The organism is Oceanobacillus luteolus (assembly GCF_042678205.1).
GTDB lineage: Bacteria > Bacillota > Bacilli > Bacillales > Amphibacillaceae > Oceanobacillus > Oceanobacillus luteolus.
Map to the genome: position 1 here is coordinate 16,176 of NZ_JBHUDE010000045.1, position 21,328 is coordinate 37,503.

Below are 21,328 nucleotides of genomic sequence, written 5' to 3' on the forward strand. Positions count from 1 at the left end.
TTGAACAAGCTCTGTAAGACTCACATCCCCCTTTTTATTCTTATGGAGTTCTGATACCGAAGAACTTGCCTATGCTAGATGGAAGAGAATAACTGTTGGTCGACTAATAAGTTAATATCAAAAAACCTCTTCCTATGCAAATAAGAAGAGGTTGGATTCATCCGTTCATTCTCTTCTTATCTTCAAAGCACTTGGCTTACTGGAATTGGCACAGTACTGATTCAGTCTGTTGCCGAGGCTTCAACGGGCCAGTCCCTTCACCTCTCTGGATAAGAAATATAACTAGATATTAAATTGTAAATACATCTTACACGGAATTTTTTAATCTGTCAAACAATTCTACATTTCATTTTTATTAAACTTCTGACAAGAGATGCTATCGATGCAGTCATTCCTGGTGCGAAGCGTTGAAATCAAGTTCTTAATAACTTGAAAACACGTGATGTGCAATTAACCGATGAGGAAATTAAAGCAATTAGCGAACATCTTTAAATAAAACATATTACTATTCAATTGTTCCTGTATTTACAAGAGTTTGCCTGTTATACTTCTGGAGGTGTCCCTTCAGCATTCGATACGATTACATCGATTTGGACTAAAGCATCATTAGGTAAAGCCGATACACCAACCGTTCTTCGGGCAGGGATGCCGTCTGGGAAGAAAGTGGTGTAAGCTTCGTCTACCGCAGCCATATCTTCAATATTTTTAAGGAAAATATTTACTTTAACGACATCGTCCATCACATGATTGATACTTTCAATGATTGCCTTAATATTTTTCAAGCATTGTTCCGTCTGCTCTTTCACGTCGCCAGACACCAACTCAGCGGTTTCCGGATTCAAAGGTAATTGAGCTGAAATGTGATTGTAATGGGAAAACGCTACAGTCTGTGTAGATATAGAACTCTTAGGTGCTTGTTCCGTGTTGTTTGCCTTTATAACGATTCCATGCCTGTCTTCCACATCTTGTGGAGTAGTGCCATCTCCGTGAGATATGACTGCTTCAATTTGCACTAAAGCATTCATTGGTAGAGCTTGAGCAGCAACAGTTGTTAGTGCTGGAAAACTTGTGAATAGTTTTATGGGTAGAATATTCTCTTGGTATATTATCCTTTTATTTCCATAAAGCTGTTGAAGTTCATACTTTTAGAGAATGTTTCTTTATAGAATGACCTCACTTCCCTAAAGTATTATCTACAATTTGATGGATTAAAATTCCTCTCATTTTTAAATCCTTAAGTATGTCTTTCTATTCGATTCCACGATACATCTACGATCTCTTCCCTTTTATATGGAATAATGGTATGGAAATATCAACTAATGTACAAACTGAAACTGGATAGGAAATTTACTAATATACTGGAGATTTCGTTTATTCCTTCTGAACAGGAAAGGTGGAATTGGTTTGTACGGGGAAAAGCAGCATATTCAAGAGGACTCTACAGATATTGCGTTTCAATATAAACAAATGCAATCTTTGAACACTAATCAAAAAGGACAATCATCCAATCATTATTTTAAATCTATTGATTCTGCAGAACAGCAATATGTACTGGGGTGGATCTATTCAAAGGGGTATCTATTTAACTTTAAAAATATAAAGCACTCTGGGCTTTCCATCAAAGTCCCCGAAAGGGATAAGTATATCTTAAAATACATTCAAGAACTCCTCTCCTCAAAACGGCCAATAGTGATAGAAGTAATGAATGGGAGAAATTATGCTAAATTAACGATTGGAAATAAAGATATATATGATGATCTAATGAGCTGTGGTTTGGTACCGACTACGAATGCTGAATTAGAATATCCTGTAAATACTATAACAAACCATGCAGCTTTTATTCTTGGATACTTCGAGGGTAATGGTAGTATATCTTTTAATAATAAAACCAAAATACCAACCATTGAGATTGTTGGTACAGAAAGCATGATATCAACTATTAGAGATATATTAGTAAAAAAATTATCCTTAATAGAAGTTCCATTAATCCAAACAGAAAACTCGCATCGTATCAAGTATCCAGGATTTTACGTCGTCAATAAAATTAGAAAGTGGCTTTATCATTGGAACCCAGGGGTTTGCTTAATTAGGAAAAAAATAACATTTGATGAGCTTTTAAGTATAACCAATTACGGATATTCTATTTTCAGATGTCCCCATTGTGGAAAACAACAGGATCTTAACAAACTAAATATAAAACAACATGTAAAGATAGATGAATCCAGAGATTACTGCTCCATCAAATGTTCTTTGAGTTTTATAGATAATATCATGTAGAACTACTAGAACTTATACTAGATGATTTCTTAGTGCAAATCCCTTGCATCTCCCTAAAAACAGGTTTACTTTAAAAAACTAAGAAGGAGTCGCTTTTAAAGGAGGGTATGCTAGGATGCAAAAAACAGTAGACCGTTATTTACCTGCTATCAAAAAACTGCCTAAAGACAGGCCACTTACTAAACAAGATTTATTAACAGAACATTTTTTAATGATAAAAGACGGGACAACAGAAATTTACTACGCTCCCCACAATGAGTATATCAACAGCAACGCAAAAGTCATTATTGTTGGAATTACTCCAGGATGGAACCAGATGAAAGCTGCATATGAACAATTTATACAAAGCATAGCAGAAGGTGAAGATATAGAGTCTTGCCTTATTCAAACAAAAAAGGCCGCAAGATTTTTCGGTTCCATGAGAAGAAACCTCACTAGCATGCTTGATCAATGTGGTGTTCCAGAAGTGCTAGGTATTCCTACATCATCCGACCTATTTGGAAAAAGTAGCGATTTACTTCATACTACTTCGATAATCAAAAATCCAGTCTTTACTCATGGAAAAAACTATAATGGTCATCAGCCAGCAATCAACAGCTCCCCTTTATTACAACATTATGCATATGAAGTATTCCCGGAAGAACTAGCGCACATTACGTCACCTGCATTATTTATTCCGCTTGGCAAAACAGTAGAACAAATGATGTATAAATTAATAGAAGAAAAGAAAGTATCCGGGCATACTTACCTAAATGGATTTCCACATCCATCCGGTGCGAATGGACACAGGATGAAACAATTCCAACAAAACGAAAAACAACTTTGTCAACATGTGAGAAAATGGCAAGAATATCATAGCTCTTCATTTTCTTAAAACATTCCTAATGATATGACAAAGAACCTATCTATTATTCTAGTATGTATCTGTAACTAAGTTGGTATCCGCCCCAAATCCAACCAACCCCTTATCCTCCAAGCCTCCACCCCCTCTTTACTCCCTTATGGCAATGGAACTTAGTTCTTCCCCAAAACACCCGAAAATAACCTGAAATAACTCCTCTGGCTTGTATAGAATATTCGTACATTGTAACTAAGTTCTTCCCGGAATAGAAGGAAGAATTAAGAGAAAAGACTGGAAAAAGTGATAAAATCTTATTGGAAAAGCTATGGAAAAAGACACGAAAAGTGAATGGAAATCCTTCGGATTAATACAGTTAGGATAACAACTGAAAAGGGATTGGATACTGCCAGAAACCACGATTGGCAGGGATTGGAGGACTTTCTCCCGTATTGGGAAAAAGAAAAAGGGACGAAATCCTACTGGACCCGCCCCGAATTCTGATTGATATTTGATTGAAAAACCGATTGATATATTATTGTAAAAGCATTGGAACATTGTGTGCTTCCGTTCTTCTCTCCACCCTCTTTTTTCTACTCCGATACCAACTTAGTTCCATCAGGGAAGAACAAAGTTACATGGGGAAGGAGAGAGTTACAGGGAGATATCTAGATAGGTTCTTTATTGCTTAGCATCCATTATGAAACTTTAATTTCTTACTCCACTGTAACGCTCTTTGCTAGATTACGTGGTTTATCCACGTCGCAATTTCTTTGAAGTGCTGCGTAATAAGCCAATAACTGTAATGGAACAACGCTTACTAACGGTGAGAGGATCTCATGAACTGCTGGAATTGTACAAGTATCACCTTTTTCCTCTTGCCCCTCTATACTTATAACCATCGGATGTGCGCCTCTGGCTACTACTTCCTGGACATTGCCGCGTATCAAACCATCGACGTTATTTTGAGTTACAAGTGCAATGACTGGTGTACCATCTTCTATCAAAGCTATCGTTCCATGCTTCAATTCACCGCCAGCAAATCCTTCCGCCTGAATATACGATATCTCTTTCAGTTTTAAAGCACCCTCCATTGCAACGTAATAATCAGCGCTTCTTCCAATAAAGAATGCATTTCTAGTATTCGTGAAGTATTCTTGTGAAAGTTCTCTAAATCTATCTTTTTGATCACATAGCGTTTCAATTGCATTTGCTACAATAGCCATTTCTTGCTTGAAATTGAAATCCAGCTTTAATCCTTTATATATTGCTATATCTGCCGCTAATAATGCAAGCACAGCAAGCTGGGCTGTGTATGCCTTGGTAGAGGCAACCGCAATTTCTGGTCCTGCATAAAGTGGTAACGTAAAATCCGCTTCACGAGAAAGAGTAGAACCTGGTACATTCGTAATTGTCATCGTTGGAAAACCCATCCGCTTTATTTGCACAAGCACTGCCCGACTATCCGCAGTTTCTCCGCTTTGGGAAATAAATAGAAAGAATGGATTTTCTGATAATAAGGGCATATTGTAATTAAATTCACTTGCAATATGCACTTCTGTAGGAATACCTGCAAGTTTTTCCAAATATCCTTTTCCAACTAAACCTGCATGATAACTAGTACCTGCCGCAATAATATAAATCCGATCTGCTTGATTCATTCCGATACGGATATTTGGATCAATTAGTATATCTTCGTTTTCACCTTGATATTTTTCTAGAATACGTCGAATGACGATAGGCTGCTCATCGATTTCCTTCAGCATATAGTGGGCATAAGAGCCTTTTTCAATTTCCGATGAATCAAGCTCGACTTCAAAACCAGTCCGTTCGATAGATTCACCATTCAATTTCTTAATTGCTACACGATCAGATGAAATGAAGGCAATCTCCTTATCTTGTATATCTACATAACGATTCGTTTCCTTAATCGTAGCTATCGCGTCACTTGTTACAACATGAAACCCGTCTCCAACACCGATTAACAAAGGACTTTTGTTTTTGGAGACATAGAGATTGCTCATATCTTCAGCATCTATCATCGCAATCGCATAAGAACCATTTAATAGTCTCATCGTTTCACGGAAAGCTTCTTCAACATCGTTTAGCTTCTCATACATTTTTTCCATCAGCTGTACAATGATTTCGGTATCTGTCTTACTGATTAATGATGTTCCGCTGAGATATTCATTCTTCAATTGTGAATAATTTTCAATCACTCCGTTATGGACCATACAAAATCTTCCATTTTGACTGAAGTGTGGATGGGCATTAATGATACTAGGCTCTCCATGCGTCGCCCACCTTGTATGTCCAATTCCAAGTGTTCCCACCATATTAGGTTGTAGTCTATTTTCTAGTTCTGCTACTCTACCTTTCACCTTTGTCATCTGAATACCATCAGCATTTCGTATAGCAATCCCAGCTGAATCATAACCTCGGTATTCCAATCTCTTAAGCCCTTCAAGCAAAATATCCTTCGCATTGTTCTGTCCAACATAACCAACTATTCCGCACATGTCATAACCTCCAATAAAGGGGCAGACAAAACAAACCTCTATCTCAATAGGGGCGAGTGACTGCCCCTTTCTCATGATTTTTTTGTATCTAGTCTTTCCTTTTGTGCAATAAGTCACCTTATTGTTTTATAGAAAGACATACGACTGAGATACGCAATCGGGAGGCATCCGCCGAACACTTCGATAAACCTCCACCTCGTCAGCTATTTTATTTCCGTCCAAAATAGCTCTGGCGCTTTATGAACAATAGATTTCAGGGAATTTCCACCTGAATGACTCTTAAAAAAAGAGTATAGTATATGGTATGCAAAAGTAATATATTGGTTATCTCATACTCTTATTACATACAAAGTTGTTTAATAATGATGCATATATTGTTCTCTTTCCCACGGGTGAACTTGTATTCGAAACATATCCCATTCCATTTCTTTCGCCTCAACAAATCGGCTAAATAAGTGATTGCCAAGTGAATCTCTTATAACTCTATCTTCTTTTAAATGATTTAAAGCTTCCATTAAGGTAGCCGGTAAGTCTACAATGTTCATTTCTTTACGTTTTTCACTACTCATGTCATAAATATTTTCATCTACAGGTGCTGGTGCCTTTTCATTATTCCTAATTCCATCCAATCCTGCAGCAAGTAATACAGCCATTGCCAAATATGGATTCGTTGAAGGATCTACACTTCTCACTTCAATACGTGTACTTTGTTTTCGGGATGCTGGAATACGAATGAGTGGACTCCTATTTTGCGCTGACCAAGCGATATAACAAGGCGCCTCGTAACCTGGAACTAATCGTTTGTAAGAATTTACCGTTGGATTGGTTATAGCTGTAAAGCCTTTGGCGTGCTTTAAGATTCCTGCCATGAAACTCCGGGCTGTATCACTGATTTGAAGCTCTCCTTCCGGATCATAAAAGGCGTTTTCCTTCCCTTTAAATAAGCTCAGATTGCAGTGCATACCAGAACCATTCACTCCAAATAGAGGCTTCGGCATGAACGTCGCGTGTAATCCATGTTTACGGGCTATCGTTTTAACGATTAATTTAAATGTTTGAATATCATCGCAAGCACGCAATGCACCACGATATTTAAAGTCGATTTCATGTTGACCTGGAGCAACCTCATGATGTGATGCCTCAATATCAAACCCTAGTTCTTGTAATTCAAGAACGATATCACGTCTGCAATTCTCTCCTAAATCTGTAGGTGCCAAGTCGAAATATCCACCATGGTCATTGAGTTCGATTGTCGGTTGTCCTTTTTCATCTAATTTAAACAAGAAGAATTCCGGCTCTGCCCCGAGATTGAAATCTGTAAATCCCAGTTCTTCCATATTCTTTAACATCCGTTTTAATAAGAACCGCGGATCTCCTTCAAACGGTGTCCCGTCTGAATAATAGACGTCACAGATGAAACGGGCAATTTTCCCTTTACCTTCTGTGTCCCATGGAAAAATAACAAAGGTTTCTAAATCAGGATAAAGGTACATATCAGACTCTTCTATCCTTACAAATCCTTCTATTGATGAGCCATCAAACATCATCTTATTATCTAACGCTTTAGATAATTGGCTTACTGGTATTTCTACGTTCTTGACTGTTCCAAATAAATCGGTGAACTGTAAACGAATAAATTGCACATTTTGTTCTTTCACCATTGTCATAATATCGTCTCTATCCATATCGTACCCCCAAGTAATGATTTTTTCTAAGTTAGTAAACCCCTCAGTAGAAGGTTTTCCTTCCATCGAGCACAAATCACCACCTTTACATATGGAATTTTTATTTGAGCGATTTACTACTTTTACACTTTAGCATCTGATTTTTCATCTGTATTTGCATTTTTTAATGTAAGATTTGCACTTTTTGTAGGGAACTTAAGTCTGACAAGCCCTTTTATGAAAAGTGGAAATTAACTATATTTTTAAGCGAAGATAGAACCGAGCAAAACTCTCTGTCGTGCACTGTTAAGAGTTGCTCGGTTCTTTTACTTTATTGATTCGTTAACTTTTTATCTAATTTCTGAAGGTTTCTTACCTGTATATTGTTTGAACTGACGGCTGAAGTAATGCAGATCCTTATAACCAAGTGCAGCCGCAGTTTCTGTAACATTCATGCCGGTGATGTATAGCAGATGCTCCGCTCGTCTGATTCGACACTCAATAATATAAGTTTTAACTGTCTGGCCTATTATTTCTTTGAATTTCTGCGCAAAATAGCGTGTGGATAAATTCGCTCTGGCAGCTAAACTTTCGATGGTATGTGGTGTACCCGGATTCTGTTTTACAAAGTTGGCAATCTCATGAATCGTTTCTGTTAATGTATTACTAAATTCCTGCAGAGGAGAGACAGAATCCTGTTCTTCTCTAAGCAATTGAATCATCAGCTGTTTTAATATGAGTTTTGCCTCAATCTCTGAACCATATCCACCGATAAATAGCAGCCGAACATAGCGGGTAAGCAGAGATTCCATACTAATGGTATGTTCAATGATTCGATGAGGGGCTGGAATAAGTTGGAGTTCTCCCCTGACATCAAAGTGGATATAAGTTAATACGAGGGGGTCTTGCGGGTTATGAGTTGCGGTAGTCTCATCCCCTGGCTTAAACAAGAAGCAATGTCCCTTCTCTATTTCATAAGCCTTACCATTTAGAGTCAGTTCACCACTACCGCTCCATACATAGAACAAATCATAATTCGGCATCGGTTTCTCTCTTTTTCGCCACTTCCAGTTTGGTTCGCAATGAATCTTTGCAAAGGAAGGCTTTAGTATAAAGTCTTCTGGATTTATATATAGCATCAAAGACCTCCCCCTAGATTCGAATTTTATACAGCAGCCCGGTTGATTCCGTTATCATCCCGAGCATTTTGCGCGTTTTTTTATGTGCTAATGATAGCAGTATTAAAAAAGTGAGTCAATATGAATCTGTAAAAGCCTCTCCCCATCTTAAAATAGGGAGAGGCTTTTTAAATATGCTGAATGGTGATGATATCTATTCATCTCCTAATGACAGGATAAAGTCCACCAGTACATTCTCATATTCTTTTACAGAGTCAATTAGAACCATCTCTTTTTCTCCGTGCCAATCGTTGCCAACTGGACCAAATTCGACCACACAGCCCCCGTGCTCGATAAAGTATTTTCCATCATTGGAACCATGCTGGCCAAAGAGATTTACTTTTTCAAGTTGAGTGACTCGATTAATGGAATCGCTCAGTTTTTTCACATAAGAATTATCAGCTTCTGTTTGGACAGGCTCACTAAAACTATGAACTGTGACCGTGCTGTCTGTGATCTCCTTAATTTGATTAATAATCTCTTCCGCCGATTGTTCCGGTAAATATCTTATATCCAGTGACATTTCACACTGATCGGGTACTTTATTATAAACATTTCCACCTTTGATTTTTGCTAGATTGATAGAGGGACTATTATAAAAAGAGGAGCTTTCTTGTGCAAACGGCAGTTCTAAAATCTCTTCATATAGACTGATTGCTTTGGTGATTGCATTATCACCTTCCCACGGCCTGCTTCCATGAGCCGGTTTTCCTGAAACGGTAATATCCAGTTGGACTACACCCTTAGCCTGTATACCGATTCCCATATTTGTCGGTTCCCCACAAATGATAAAGTCTCCCAAATAACCATTTTCGGTTAGATATTTGGTGCCATAGACGCCACCTGTTTCTTCATCAGGAACGACTTGCAACATGACCTTGGCAGAAAGTTCTTTGTCTTTCAATTGTGACAAAGCCATCATCGAGGCAGCTACACCTGCCTTCATATCCGCTGCGCCACGACCATACAACTCACCCTCAGCAAGGTAGGGTTCGTACTGATTTTCCTCTGCTTCAACCACATCAATATGTCCGTTTAATACAATTGTTTGATCACCTTGTCCTATTTCACAAACGAGCATATGATATCCTTGATTCTCGATTTTCTTTACAGGTAGACCTTGTTCCATCAGCCATTGCTCACAATAAGCGATCGCTTCATTCACACCCGACTTGGTGGAACTATCGAACTTTATCAGCTCTGTCAATAAGTGGATTGCATTAGCCATCTTATCTCTCCTCCATATCATTTCACGTCAGAATAACTCCAGGTTGTTGTATAGGAGCAAGCACTACTACTTTTACCCTATTTAACTATGTGTTATTCTTCGAAAGTTTCGGAACCCCATTGCATTCCTAAACCCACATTGCTATGTTAGAAAGAGAAAAATAGATGACTAGAAAGGGGACTAAATTGGATGTCGGAGAAAGTATTATCATTACAAAATCTGATGATGAGTTATTCAGATAAAAATGTTTTAAATGGGATAAACCTAGATGTCTATCAGGGACAGATTATAGGATATATTGGCCCAAATGGGGCTGGCAAAAGTACGACATTAAAAATCATGCTTGGATTGGTGGATGGATATGGTGGCGTAGTTGAAATCTTTGGTCATAATATTGCATCGGGCAACGACAGTTACAAACAACGAATTGGTTATGTTCCAGAGAATGCGGAGATATACGATAACTTGACAGCTGCTGAATATCTTTCATTTATTGGAGAGTTATATGGACTGGATCGCGAAAAGGCGGAAAATAAGGCATTAGCTCTACTAGAAGAGTTTGATATGGGAGATGTATTTCACTCCCGAATTTCTTCATTTTCTAAAGGTATGAGGCAAAAGGTTCTCATCGTCTCCAGTTTACTACATAATCCTGATTTAATTTTTCTTGACGAGCCGTTAAGTGGGCTTGATGCGAATAGTGTCATGATTATTAAAGATATGCTTGAAGCTTTAGCTAATCAGGGGAAAACGATATTTTACTCTTCACATATTATGGACGTCGTCGAGAAAATAAGTAATCGCATCGTTTTATTGGTCGATGGTGAAATTGCTGCAGATGGTTCTTTTGAACAATTAAAAGAGCAAAGCAAGGCTGGTTCACTGGAAGCAATATTTAATCAATTGACAGGCTTTGACGAGCATAAAGAAACAGCAGCAAAATTAGTCTCCATTGTCACAGAGGATATTCCATATGAGTGATTTCCGTATGTTAAAAGTTCTCGATGCCTTTCAAGCAGTATTCCGCAAATTAGATATTGATTATAACTTGATGCGGAAAATCCTTGAAATCAAACTTACAATGGACGGAAGACGGATTCCAACTATATTGAGTCAGAACTCGAAGAAAAAAGAGGGTAATCAATTTCTTAAATCATTATGGATTTATGCCTTATATGGACTTACTCTTATCCCGTTCGCATTTTTCGGTGATAATTATTTATTCCAAATGAGTATTATTACTGGAATTGCCATGTTCATTTTGATGACCTCGATGATTTCGGATTTCTCCTCCGTACTACTTGATGTGCGCGATAAAATCATTTTGAATACGAAACCAGTAAATAGTAGAACCATTAATGCAGCAAAATTCTTGCATGTCTCTATTTATTTAATTCTAATCACCGGGGCATTTATTTCTATTCCGGCAATTGTATTTCTTTTTTCAAAAGGGTTCATCTACTTCCTTCTATTTCTTAGTGGGATTATCCTAATAGACCTTTTAGTTTTAGCTTTTACTGCACTTATCTATATGTTTGTCTTAAGATTTTTTGATGGCGAAAAGCTGAAGGATATGATTAATTATGTACAAATCGTACTAGCTATCGCGGTTGTAGTGGGTTATCAAATTATCATAAGATTATTCGATGTTGCAGGATTTGAATATGTATACAACTTCAGTTGGTGGCATGTATTGATTCCACCAATATGGTTTGGCGCACCGTTTGAGCTGGTGCTGAATCAAAATTATGCCTTTGAAATTGTTGTCTTATCTTCATTAGCGGTCGTAGCGCCGATTCTATCCATCTTTATCTATTATTTACTCATGCCATCTTTCGAACGGAATCTACAAAAACTAATGGAGCAATCTAGTACAAAAAAGAAGCAAAGAAGAACACTCCAAGATCTCTTTGAAAGATTGATTTGTTTTAGTAGTGAAGAACGAGCATTTTACAGATTTTCTTCCATTATGCTTAGTAGGGAAAGAGAGTTTAAACTGAAAGTGTACCCGTCTCTTGGAATGGCTTTCGTTTTCCCTTTAATTTTTCTCTTTAACAATTTGAGTTATCAGACACTAGATGAATTGGGGCAAGGTAAACTCTTTTTAAGCATCTATTTTTCCAATATTATTATTGGAACAGTTGTTTATATGCTGCAGTTTTCCGCAAAATATAAAGGAGCATGGATTTTTAAAACAACACCTATTCAAAAACATTACATTGTCTATAGCGCTACAATAAAAGCATTTCTCGTAAAGCTTTACTTCCCAATTATTTTTATACTTTCTATCATATATATCTGGATATATTCATTCCGTATCTTACCCGACTTAGCAGTGATTGTGGTCTCAGCTCTCTTACAGGTGTTGATCGCCTACAAGATCTATAATAACGAGAAATTTCCGTTTACTGAACCGATTGATAGCGCCCAACAAGGCGGCGGTGCTACTGGAAAAATTATTCTATTTATGATTATTGTTGGGATATTTGCGTTTGTACATGGAATCATCTCTCTTATCCCTTATGCAATTTATGGATATTTGGTAGCTCTTATTGGGCTTACTATCATATTATGGAAGAGAATATTGAAGTAGATGTAAAAAATTCAGGACAGTCCAATACACAGACTTTTGCTAGTGTATTGGACTGTCCTATTACGTTCTATAACATAAGGGGGTGCTCCAACCGCTATTACGATTAGAGACTATGAGCATTAAATTCTAGTAGCTTCTGTTACAGCAATGACAGAATTTCTTCTTAAACTTTTTCTCTTTTTTGCACTCACATTCACAAGATTTCTTCTTACTTGAATGGTATTTCTCATCATGTGATTCAGAGTCATAATAATCATGTTTCTTCTTACATGGCTCATAATCATAACAATCATGCTTCTTCTTACATGGCTCATAATCGTAACAATCATGTTTCTTCTTACATGGCTCATGATCGTAACAATCATGCTTCTTCTTACATCGCTCATGATCACAACAATCATTCTTCTTATATGAAGAAGAATAGTAGCGATCATATTTCGCATCATAGTAGAACATAACTTACCCCTCCTTTCATACTTAACTTATGTATTTCTAATATGAATAGATTGGACAAAGTAAATAGTAGAAGGCACAATTTTATATAGTACGAAATTAAAAATATAGAAAACTTTCACACCTACCTATTAAAAAAGAGGTTTCCATTACGTTTTGTAACATAATGGAAAACCTCTTAATTGAAGAAATATTATTAGTTTACTTTAAAAGAATTTCTTTAGAAAAGATTTATCTCTTCCCTTTGTCATAAATCTCACCTAACGCTCTCGGAGCCTGATTAGATTTAGAGAAGAAGATTAATAATAATAACGTTAACACATACGGTAAAATCATGAATAAATCTGTGAAGCTACTTGGTAATGCCAGCGCTTGTGATATGAACGTTCCTCCAGATTTGGCAAAACCAAATAATAGACAAGCTGCTAAAGTAGGGAGAATCTTCCAATTACCAAAGATTAACGCAGCAATGGCCAAGAATCCGTATCCCATATAAATGCTTGAAGAGAATTGTGCAGATATGGAATAAGCAAAACACATACCTGCGAGACCCGATAATAGACCAGATATAAGAACGGCAGAAAACCGGATTTTTGCTACATCCACTCCAGCTGCATCAACCGAATGAGGATTCTCACCACTCGCTCTTAAGTGTAATCCGAATCTTGTTTTATATAATACATACCAAGCAAAAATAGCAATCACAATAATGATCACTTGGAACGGATATACATCTGTAAATACTGCTCCAATCACTGGTATGTCTGCTAAACCTTCAATTGTAAACCGCTCTGAAACACCTAAGCGGAACTTATCTGAAGCCGCCCCGAATACGAGAGCATTTATCTGCGTTGTTAAAAATGTCGTCAGTGCTAGCGCAAGTATATTGATTACAACACCGCTGATGACTTGATTCGCTTTAAATTTAATACTTAATACTGCATGAATTACAGAAAAGCCCATACCGCCGATCATTGCAAATAGTAACGCCACATAAAATAGATTTTCAACGTCTGTACCATAAGCATTCGCGATCAGCACAGCTGACAAAGCCCCAATGAAAGCTCCGAAACCTTGAAAACCTTCAAGTGCCAGATTTGTAATCCCGCTTTTTTCACTATATATACCGCCGATTGCCATGATAAAAAGAGGCAGAGCGAAGGATAATCCATCAATAATAATCGTATCCATTATGATTCACTGTCCTTTCGTTCCACTTCTTTTTCCTTCAAGCTGCTGACCTTATGCTTCAAGTATGCACCACAAGCACTAAACAACAGAATCAATCCGATGATTACAGAAGCAATTTCTTGTCTGATTCCTGCCTGTGAACTCATATACGTGCTTCCCTCATCAATAATGGAAACTAAGAAGGATGAAAAAATAATTCCAATTGGATGAGTGTTTCCTAATAATGCGACCGCAATGGAATCAAAACCGATATTTGATAATACTTTCGGCTGTATGGAAGCAAAATAACCTAAATAATACGTTACACCTGCAAGACCAGCCAAACTTCCTGAAATAACCATCGCTAAGACCGTATTTTTTCCAACCTTGATTCCTGTATATTTAGCTGCATTACGGTTAGATCCTACAGCTTTAATTTCATATCCAACAACGGTTTTATCCATAAGGAACTTGATGAAAATTGCGATGGCAATTGCTAAGATAAAGCCTAATGAAATATCCATTTTTAAATTTGCCAGTTCGACATCCACTAACGTCAAGCGCGCTGCTTCTGTAATATATTTGGATTGTCTTGAAACCGGATCGATATAGTACATATGGATAAAGAAGCTTATGACGTACTGGGCAATGTAATTTAGCATAATAGTAGTAACAACTTCATGAATGTTGAATTTGTATTTTAACCAACCTACTAATCCACCCATTAGACCACCAGCAACGATACCAATCATCAATACAAGTGGTTTTGCAATGAATGCATCCAGCCCACTGTAGCCGACAATGATGGTGGCCAAAAATCCGGAGACAAGCATTTGTCCGGAAACTCCAATATTAAATAATCCTGCTTTGAGGGCAACTGCCACTGCCAAACTAGCAAATATAAGTGGCGTCATGGCATTAAGCAAACTCAAGAAATCTGTCAGCATGCTCTTATAGCCAGCATAGGAAGCTTTCGGAAATATCCCTGCTCCTTGAAACAAATTATAAAATGCTATTATCGGATTTTTGCCAAGTAAAAGGATGACAATAGCCGCAGCAATAAAACTAATTAGAATAGAAAACACAGGAATGGTAATTGGTTGCCATTTCTCATTCCGTATTGGCCATAATAGACGATAACTTAAACTAACTTTCTTTTTATTCTTACTCATGTCTAGCCCCCATCATATATTCGCCAACTTCATTCGTTGTTAATGATTCACTGCTTGCAACTTTTTGCAGTCGGCCATTATAGATCACTCCGATTGTATCGGCTACATTCATAATCTCATCCAGCTCCAGTGAAACGAGCAAGATCGCTTTGCCTTGATCACGTTGTTGAATAATCATATTATGAATATTTTCTATCGCACCAATATCGACTCCGCGTGTTGGCTGAACAAAGATCATAAGCGGGGATTGTAATTCGATCTCACGGGCAATAATTGCTTTTTGTTGGTTACCACCACTCATTGATCGAACTTGCGTGTGAATCCCTTGTCCACTACGAATATCATATTTATCAATCAGCCGACTTCCGAATTGCTCAAATTCCAGGCTTTTTAATATGCCTTTATTGGAAAAAGGCTCTTTATAATATTGCTTCGCACCCAGGTTCGTCGATAAATCAAAGTCTAAAAATAGTCCATATCTTTGACGATCCTCAGGAATATAAGAGATTCCAGTCTCCGTTCTATTTCTAATACTGTCATGCGTAATATCCTTACCATTGAGGAAAATCTTCCCACCACTGGCTTTCGTCAACCCAGCAATGGCATCTGCAATCTCAACTTGTCCATTATCTGCGACACCCGCTATTGCAAATATCTCACCGCCGTGTATCGTAAAGGAAACGTCTTGCACCACTTCAAAGCCGTCCTCATTTTTCACTGTTAAATGTTCAACTTTCAATACTTCCTCTTTGAATTGTGCAGGTGCTTTTTCAGATTCAAAGCTTACCTCACGTCCGACCATTAATTGTGCCATTAAATTGATGGAAGTCGTTTTTACATCTAGTACATCAACTAATTTACCTTTATTTAATACGGCACATCGATCGGCCACTTTTTTGATTTCTTCCAACTTATGTGTAATTAATATGATTGTTTTTCCGCTATTTCGCAGACCTTCGATAATACCTAGCAGAAAATCAATCTCTTGTGGAGTTAGAACTGCCGTTGGTTCATCAAAAATAAGGATTTCAGCTTCGCGATAAAGCACTTTTAAAATTTCTACACGTTGTTGCATCGAAACCGTAAGATCCGCTATTTTTTTCTTCGGATCCACTTCCAAGCCAAAGCTCTTCGACAATTCCTCGATTGTACGATTGGCATTTCGAATATTCACATACGGAAAGAGACCAGCAAACTTGCTGATGGGCTCCATCCCTAAGATGATATTCTCTGTAATTGTATAATCATCGACCAACTTAAAATGCTGATGGACCATTCCTATATTCAGGTTGGCTGCATGGTTCGGTGATTTGATTTGAACCTTCTCTCCACGTATATAGATTTCGCCTTCATCCGGTTCGTACATACCGCTTAAGATACTCATCAATGTTGATTTACCTGCACCATTTTCACCAAGCAGGGCAAATATTTCCCCCTTTTTAATACCGAGGGATACATCGTCATTCGCAACTATTCCAGGAAATCGTTTGGTTATATGTTTCATTTCTACTATATAATCAGACATTATTCTTTCTCCTTCCTCAGCCTGTAATAGGAAAAATAATAGAAGTTCATCATTCCCTGAATAAAAACAACTGTTAGGGTTTTGATAAACTTCTACTAATATTGTGTTTCTAATAAATTTTAAAGTCCTGGAAAATCTTCTGGAGAATGCTCATTGAAGTTAGATGCAGGTACAACCGTACCATCTTTCACTAACTCGTAAGCTTCATCCAATTTACTTAGCGTATCGTCAGATAGTTGATGACGGCCTTCTTCTTTTATATAACCAGTTGAATCTGTATCTGCATGAAGAACCACATTTCCGCCTTCAAATGTTCCATCGACGATAGAATTCAACGCTCTTTCAATATTCATTGCCATGAATTTCACACCAGAAGTTAATACGATATTTTCAGAACCATTAGCACCTTCATCATATTGGTCAACGTCGACACCAATTACTTTCACATCGTCTTTAGCTTCCTTAACTGCTGTGAACACTCCATTACCGGTACCACCTGCAGCTACAAATATGATATCCGCGCCTTCTTTAATCAAGGCATTTCCGATTACCTTACCAGTTGGTTCGTCTGCAAAAGATCCTGCGTAGTTTCCACCAACATCTTCACCTGTTACATCAGTCCCTGCATAACCTGATAGTTCAACAAGTTCAACATCTTTACCATAAACTTTATTAGCATAATTAACGCCTGATTCAAAACCAAATTGATAGTTTACATTGGAAGGATAAGCAATACCATTTACAACGGCTACTTTATTTGTTTTAGTTTCCAGTGCAGCTGCAATTCCTGCAAAGAAACCACTTTCTTGTTCAGCGAAGTTCATCGCATAAATATTATCGAAATCAGTTTGGCCATCTACAGGAGCTGGCTCGGAGTCATTTAAAATGAACATTTTATCAGGATTCTCTACCGCGATGCTTGAAACTCCAGCAAATTGGAATCCAGGTGTTATAATTACATCGTAATCTGCCACGATATCTGCTACCGCTTGAACTGCAGCGGCTGGATCACCAGATTCTTCTCTAACAGCTTTTACTGTTGCATCTGGATGATTTTCGATAAACTGCAAAATTCCATTATAGTTATCTTCATTGAAGTTTCCATCATCAACACCGGAAGGACTTGTTATGATTGCAATTTTCAAACCTTCTTCATCAGCTCCAGCATCCGCTTCATTGTCATTAGCTGAATCACTGCCACAAGCTGCCAAAACAGCTGTTATGAATGCAATTAATAAGATCATTGCGAATTTCTTTGTACTTTTATTCATCGAAATTATCTCCTCTGTTAATCATGATGTTTGTAAAAATTAAAAAAAGCACCGTGTTTTACCGGTGCTTGACTTCAGGAAGGTAGATGGAGATGTGACAGTCTTATCTCAGTTTTATCTCCAAATTTATATACACAACCTCATAGTCAAGCTATTTACGGTAGCTTGGTAGAAACTTTCGGGCCATATCCCCAATATTATACGAGAATGTTTATTTAATTTTTACTAACTTATAGTAACACCATGGCTCGTATTCGTCAATACAAGATACGAACATTAATTAATAATAAACAATAAACGTTCGCGTATTATTCGTAAAATCCTTATTTCATATATAAAAAATAGGTTTTTGGTAAAATATCCTAACATTAAAGATTGATTTATAAGAAATCACTGATTATTTACATAAACTAGAAACTTTCCATAAGTTAAGTGGAGGTCACTTGGAGCAATTCGAGCTGTAAATGTGCGAAGACTGTGAACACTCCCCTAGAAGCGGCACGATACCTATTGACATTTCAACCAATCCTAGCCATAATAGTAAACAATATATTGGAACGTTGATAAAGGATCAGTAAGTAGTCCCTGCTATGAAAGAGAGTGGAATTTATTAGCTGAAAGATTCCATCGTAGACAGCCTGCCGAACCTACCTTTAGAGTCCCATGCCAAAACATGGGCGCCGAACAAGCGTTATTGTTTAAGTGGAATGTGCACAGATTTTGTGCGCCATTCAAGTAATGGTGGTACCGCGGAAGCAAGCCCTTTCGTCCTTATGCTTATAGGATGAATGGGCTTTTTTGTATTTAATTTGATTCCTAACAGTATCTCGTATCTAACATCCTTATGAGAGTTTTATCAGAAATAATAGAGGTGACCATAATGCAAAAACAACGGATTGTAGTCAAAATAGGAAGCAGTTCCCTTACAAATGAAAAAGGGGAAATTGATCAAGAAAAATTGGGAAATCATGTAGATGCACTGGCTATGCTTCGTAAAGCAAATCATGAAGTTATCCTTGTAACTTCTGGCGCCGTTGCTGCAGGTTTCCGGGGACTTGGTTATTCATCTAGACCGGTTACTTTAAAAGGTAGGCAAGCCGCAGCAGCTATTGGTCAAAGTTTATTGATTCAATCTTATCTGGAGAAATTAAGTGCTTATGATATAACAGCAGCATTGCTATTGTTGACAAGAGATGACTTCTCCAATCGTGAACGCTACCGGAATGCGTATGCAACGATAACAGAACTATTGGATAGGGGTATTTTACCAATCATTAATGAGAATGATACCGTATCGATTGCAGAATTGACGTTTGGAGATAACGATATGCTATCCGCTTTGGTCAGTGGCTTTATTCATGCCGACCAACTCATTATTTTAACGGACATCAATGGCATCTATAGTGGAAATCCAAAGACTGATCCTTCAGCGTATAAATATGAATTCATCCAAAAAATATCAAATGAAATGATTCAAGCTGCAGATTCAGGTGGCTCCAAAGTTGGAACAGGTGGAATGAAATCGAAATTAATGGCGGCTAAAACCGCAACATCACTAGGGATTCCTGTCTTTATCGGGCATGGTAAAGGTCCGGATAAACTGATACAAGCCTTAGAAGGAAATGGTGATGGAACTTATATTGCTAGTCATTCCAAGGTACCAATCAACACGAGAAAGCAATGGATTGCGCTCCACTCGGAGTCGACAGGTAAGATTTATATTGACCAAGGAGCGGAGGAAGCAATATCTCAGCGAGGAAGTAGTCTACTCTCTGCCGGAGTAATTAAGAGCAGTGGGACTTTTGAGAAAGGAGATGTTGTCGAGGTCTATGGCATTCATGATTTACTTGGTAAGGGTGAAGTAAGTTGTTCCTCTGTTGAATTAAACAAGGAAATTAAGAGGTACCTGGAACGAGATATTAATGAAATTACACCTTCCATCGAGGTAATCCATCGCGATGGCTGGGTAAGTAAACATAAAATGGGGGAGGTATTATCATGAGTGAAGTGATTCAAAAAGGAAAAGCCGCTAAAACAGCAAGTTACCTTATGTCAGCAGCAACAACGAAAGAAAAAAATGATGCATTAGCATTAATTGCAGAACAACTGATTTTAGACAAGGCTATCATTCTTCAAGAAAATGAAAGGGATCTTGTAGCAGGTAAAGAAAAGGATATTCCTGCATCTGTACTTGACCGGATTATGCTGAATGAAGAAAGATTGGAAGCAATTGCCGCAGCAATCCACCAAATTATTGAGCTCACCGACCCAATAGGTGAAACATTAACAACAATCCCTAAAGAAAATGGATTAACGATCGAAGAAAAGCGTGTGCCAATTGGTGTTGTAGCGATGATTTATGAAGCGAGACCAAATGTGACAGTAGATGCAGCAGCTCTGACATTAAAAACTGGAAATGCAGTAATCCTTAGAGGCAGCTCTTCCGCAAAATATTCCAACATGGCATTAGTCAACTCCATTCATACTGCATTGGAGAAAAGTACACTGCCGGTTCATGCTGTACAATTAATCGAAGATACTAATCGAGAAACAGCGAAGGAATTATTCAATTTAAATGGATATATAGATGTTCTTATCCCAAGAGGTGGTAAGAACCTAATTGATACAGTAGTACGGGAAGCATCCGTTCCAGTAATTGAAACCGGGGCTGGTAACTGCCATGTATTCATCGATAAGACAGCAGAAAAGGAAATGGCAGAACAAATTGTTTTAAACGCAAAACTTCAGCGCCCGTCCGTTTGTAATGCTATCGAATCCCTCTTGATTGACAACACATGGTTCACGAAACATGGGGAGGAACTTTTAAAGAAATTAAGTTCCAATGGGGTTGAGATTTATGCTGGCGAAAACGTGCGTAATGTATATCCTATCGCTAAAGAAGCAACTGCAGAAGACTGGGGCACCGAATACCTCGGATATGCGATCAGCGTGAAATTGGTGGATACAGTAGAACAAGCAATCGAGCATATTAATCAATACGGAACAAAGCACTCTGAAGCTATTATTACAGAAACAGATGCACATGCTGAAAAGTTCTTGCAGCAAGTTGATGCAGCAGCTGTTTATCACAACGCTTCAACCCGTTTTACGGATGGATTTGAATTTGGATTTGGAGCAGAAATCGGGATCAGCACACAAAAATTACATGCTAGAGGACCAATGGGGCTGGAAGCATTAACTTCAAATAAGTTCCAAATCAAAGGGAATGGGCAAGTTAGAAACTAATGAGGTAAGCTAAATTATATGATTTATTCGCATAATAAAAGGTCTCCACTAAGTTCAATAACTTAGTGGAGACCTTTTTTCTTTTGAAATTAGGGAGTGTAAAATAAACTGTGTAAGTGAGAGAGCGTACGGCTCTTGCTTCGCAGTTTATTTTTTTATTGTTAGAATAAACATATAAGATTGGGAGGTTATTC

The 21,328-nt window shown here is 37.7% G+C and carries 16 protein-coding genes and 2 riboswitches; of the genes, 6 read left to right on the plus strand and 10 right to left on the minus strand.

The genetic code is table 11. The features are described 5' to 3' along the window. Positions 1 to 173 precede the first annotated feature (173 nt). Positions 174 to 276: riboswitch (SAM riboswitch) on the minus strand. 266 nt (positions 277 to 542) lie between these two features. Continuing rightward, complete coding sequence (locus tag ACFSBH_RS09890; protein WP_379597310.1) at positions 543 to 1,025, minus strand: RidA family protein; 483 nt, start codon at positions 1,023 to 1,025, stop codon at positions 543 to 545. A gap of 379 nt (positions 1,026 to 1,404) precedes the next feature. On the opposite strand from ACFSBH_RS09890, the gene ACFSBH_RS09895 reads away from it, so the two are divergent. Together ACFSBH_RS09895 and ACFSBH_RS09900 are read left to right on the plus strand one after the other, a co-directional pair. Next, on the plus strand, positions 1,405 to 2,277 hold the full coding sequence (locus ACFSBH_RS09895; protein WP_251516371.1) for a hypothetical protein: 873 nt from the start codon (positions 1,405 to 1,407) through the stop codon (positions 2,275 to 2,277). 115 nt (positions 2,278 to 2,392) lie between these two features. Then, positions 2,393 to 3,151 carry a hypothetical protein gene (locus tag ACFSBH_RS09900; RefSeq protein ID WP_251516374.1) on the plus strand — a complete coding sequence of 253 codons (759 nt, stop codon included), beginning with the start codon at positions 2,393 to 2,395 and terminating at the stop codon, positions 3,149 to 3,151. A 680-nt stretch (positions 3,152 to 3,831) separates the two neighbouring features. Here the strand turns inward: ACFSBH_RS09900 and glmS are convergent. The 4 genes from glmS to ACFSBH_RS09920 form a co-directional block, all read right to left on the minus strand. Next, positions 3,832 to 5,634, minus strand: a complete 1,803-nt coding sequence (gene glmS / locus ACFSBH_RS09905) for a glutamine--fructose-6-phosphate transaminase (isomerizing) (RefSeq protein ID WP_251516377.1) — start codon at positions 5,632 to 5,634, stop codon at positions 3,832 to 3,834. Positions 5,635 to 5,990: 356 nt separating this feature from the next. Beyond that, positions 5,991 to 7,319 (minus strand): type I glutamate--ammonia ligase, encoded by a 1,329-nt coding sequence (gene glnA / locus ACFSBH_RS09910; protein WP_251516380.1) that lies wholly within the window; start codon positions 7,317 to 7,319, stop codon positions 5,991 to 5,993. A 329-nt stretch (positions 7,320 to 7,648) separates the two neighbouring features. Then, positions 7,649 to 8,437: a helix-turn-helix domain-containing protein gene (locus tag ACFSBH_RS09915; protein ID WP_251516420.1), complete on the minus strand. Its 789-nt coding sequence runs from the start codon at positions 8,435 to 8,437 to the stop codon at positions 7,649 to 7,651. 193 nt (positions 8,438 to 8,630) lie between these two features. Then, positions 8,631 to 9,704 carry a M20 family metallopeptidase gene (locus ACFSBH_RS09920; RefSeq protein WP_251516383.1) on the minus strand — a complete coding sequence of 358 codons (1,074 nt, stop codon included), beginning with the start codon at positions 9,702 to 9,704 and terminating at the stop codon, positions 8,631 to 8,633. A 189-nt stretch (positions 9,705 to 9,893) separates the two neighbouring features. Here ACFSBH_RS09920 and ACFSBH_RS09925 point away from each other — a divergent pair, with 189 nt between their 5' ends. Further along, positions 9,894 to 10,685 (plus strand): ABC transporter ATP-binding protein, encoded by a 792-nt coding sequence (locus ACFSBH_RS09925; protein ID WP_379597314.1) that lies wholly within the window; start codon positions 9,894 to 9,896, stop codon positions 10,683 to 10,685. Continuing rightward, a complete protein-coding gene (locus ACFSBH_RS09930) occupies positions 10,678 to 12,297 on the plus strand; it encodes a hypothetical protein (protein WP_379597316.1) in 1,620 nt (539 codons plus the stop codon). Before ACFSBH_RS09925 ends, ACFSBH_RS09930 begins: the two co-directional genes overlap by 8 nt. A 119-nt stretch (positions 12,298 to 12,416) precedes the next feature. Here the strand turns inward: ACFSBH_RS09930 and ACFSBH_RS09935 are convergent, their stop codons facing one another. The 5 genes from ACFSBH_RS09935 to ACFSBH_RS09955 all read right to left on the minus strand — a co-directional run bounded on the left by ACFSBH_RS09935 (position 12,417) and on the right by ACFSBH_RS09955 (position 17,888). Beyond that, positions 12,417 to 12,731, minus strand: coding sequence for a hypothetical protein (locus tag ACFSBH_RS09935; RefSeq protein ID WP_379597318.1), 315 nt, complete (start codon positions 12,729 to 12,731; stop codon positions 12,417 to 12,419). Between the two features lie 250 nt (positions 12,732 to 12,981). Beyond that, positions 12,982 to 13,941, minus strand: a complete 960-nt coding sequence (locus ACFSBH_RS09940; RefSeq protein WP_251516397.1) for an ABC transporter permease — start codon at positions 13,939 to 13,941, stop codon at positions 12,982 to 12,984. Then, positions 13,941 to 15,092: an ABC transporter permease gene (locus tag ACFSBH_RS09945; RefSeq protein ID WP_251516400.1), complete on the minus strand. Its 1,152-nt coding sequence runs from the start codon at positions 15,090 to 15,092 to the stop codon at positions 13,941 to 13,943. The genes ACFSBH_RS09940 and ACFSBH_RS09945 overlap by 1 nt, the downstream gene beginning before the upstream one ends. Further along, on the minus strand, positions 15,085 to 16,617 hold the full coding sequence (locus ACFSBH_RS09950; RefSeq protein ID WP_251516403.1) for an ABC transporter ATP-binding protein: 1,533 nt from the start codon (positions 16,615 to 16,617) through the stop codon (positions 15,085 to 15,087). The genes ACFSBH_RS09945 and ACFSBH_RS09950 overlap by 8 nt, the downstream gene beginning before the upstream one ends. Before the next feature lie 119 nt (positions 16,618 to 16,736). Continuing rightward, a complete protein-coding gene (locus tag ACFSBH_RS09955; protein ID WP_251516412.1) occupies positions 16,737 to 17,888 on the minus strand; it encodes a BMP family lipoprotein in 1,152 nt (383 codons plus the stop codon). A gap of 123 nt (positions 17,889 to 18,011) precedes the next feature. After that, a riboswitch (purine riboswitch) is annotated at positions 18,012 to 18,113 on the minus strand. A 655-nt stretch (positions 18,114 to 18,768) separates the two neighbouring features. On the opposite strand from ACFSBH_RS09955, the gene proB reads away from it, so the two are divergent. Both proB and ACFSBH_RS09965 read left to right on the plus strand, forming a co-directional pair. Further along, on the plus strand, positions 18,769 to 19,890 hold the full coding sequence (proB, locus tag ACFSBH_RS09960; RefSeq protein WP_251516414.1) for a glutamate 5-kinase: 1,122 nt from the start codon (positions 18,769 to 18,771) through the stop codon (positions 19,888 to 19,890). Continuing rightward, on the plus strand, positions 19,887 to 21,134 hold the full coding sequence (locus ACFSBH_RS09965) for a glutamate-5-semialdehyde dehydrogenase (protein WP_251516416.1): 1,248 nt from the start codon (positions 19,887 to 19,889) through the stop codon (positions 21,132 to 21,134). Before proB ends, ACFSBH_RS09965 begins: the two co-directional genes overlap by 4 nt. Positions 21,135 to 21,328: the final 194 nt, after the last annotated feature.

What these genes read in the sequence shown, in the direction of transcription:
- ACFSBH_RS09890 (WP_379597310.1), bottom strand. Translation starts at nt 1,025, where the DNA reads ATGAATGCTTTAGTGCAAATTGAAGCAGTCATATCTCACGGAGATGGC.
- ACFSBH_RS09900 (WP_251516374.1), top strand. Translation starts at nt 2,393, where the DNA reads ATGCAAAAAACAGTAGACCGTTATTTACCTGCTATCAAAAAACTGCCT.
- glmS (WP_251516377.1), bottom strand. Translation starts at nt 5,634, where the DNA reads ATGTGCGGAATAGTTGGTTATGTTGGACAGAACAATGCGAAGGATATT.
- glnA (WP_251516380.1), bottom strand. Translation starts at nt 7,319, where the DNA reads ATGGATAGAGACGATATTATGACAATGGTGAAAGAACAAAATGTGCAA.
- ACFSBH_RS09915 (WP_251516420.1), bottom strand. Translation starts at nt 8,437, where the DNA reads ATGCTATATATAAATCCAGAAGACTTTATACTAAAGCCTTCCTTTGCA.
- ACFSBH_RS09920 (WP_251516383.1), bottom strand. Translation starts at nt 9,704, where the DNA reads ATGGCTAATGCAATCCACTTATTGACAGAGCTGATAAAGTTCGATAGT.
- ACFSBH_RS09925 (WP_379597314.1), top strand. Translation starts at nt 9,894, where the DNA reads ATGTCGGAGAAAGTATTATCATTACAAAATCTGATGATGAGTTATTCA.
- ACFSBH_RS09930 (WP_379597316.1), top strand. Translation starts at nt 10,678, where the DNA reads ATGAGTGATTTCCGTATGTTAAAAGTTCTCGATGCCTTTCAAGCAGTA.
- ACFSBH_RS09935 (WP_379597318.1), bottom strand. Translation starts at nt 12,731, where the DNA reads ATGATCGCTACTATTCTTCTTCATATAAGAAGAATGATTGTTGTGATC.
- ACFSBH_RS09940 (WP_251516397.1), bottom strand. Translation starts at nt 13,941, where the DNA reads ATGGATACGATTATTATTGATGGATTATCCTTCGCTCTGCCTCTTTTT.
- ACFSBH_RS09945 (WP_251516400.1), bottom strand. Translation starts at nt 15,092, where the DNA reads ATGAGTAAGAATAAAAAGAAAGTTAGTTTAAGTTATCGTCTATTATGG.
- ACFSBH_RS09950 (WP_251516403.1), bottom strand. Translation starts at nt 16,617, where the DNA reads ATGTCTGATTATATAGTAGAAATGAAACATATAACCAAACGATTTCCT.
- ACFSBH_RS09955 (WP_251516412.1), bottom strand. Translation starts at nt 17,888, where the DNA reads ATGAATAAAAGTACAAAGAAATTCGCAATGATCTTATTAATTGCATTC.
- proB (WP_251516414.1), top strand. Translation starts at nt 18,769, where the DNA reads ATGCAAAAACAACGGATTGTAGTCAAAATAGGAAGCAGTTCCCTTACA.
- ACFSBH_RS09965 (WP_251516416.1), top strand. Translation starts at nt 19,887, where the DNA reads ATGAGTGAAGTGATTCAAAAAGGAAAAGCCGCTAAAACAGCAAGTTAC.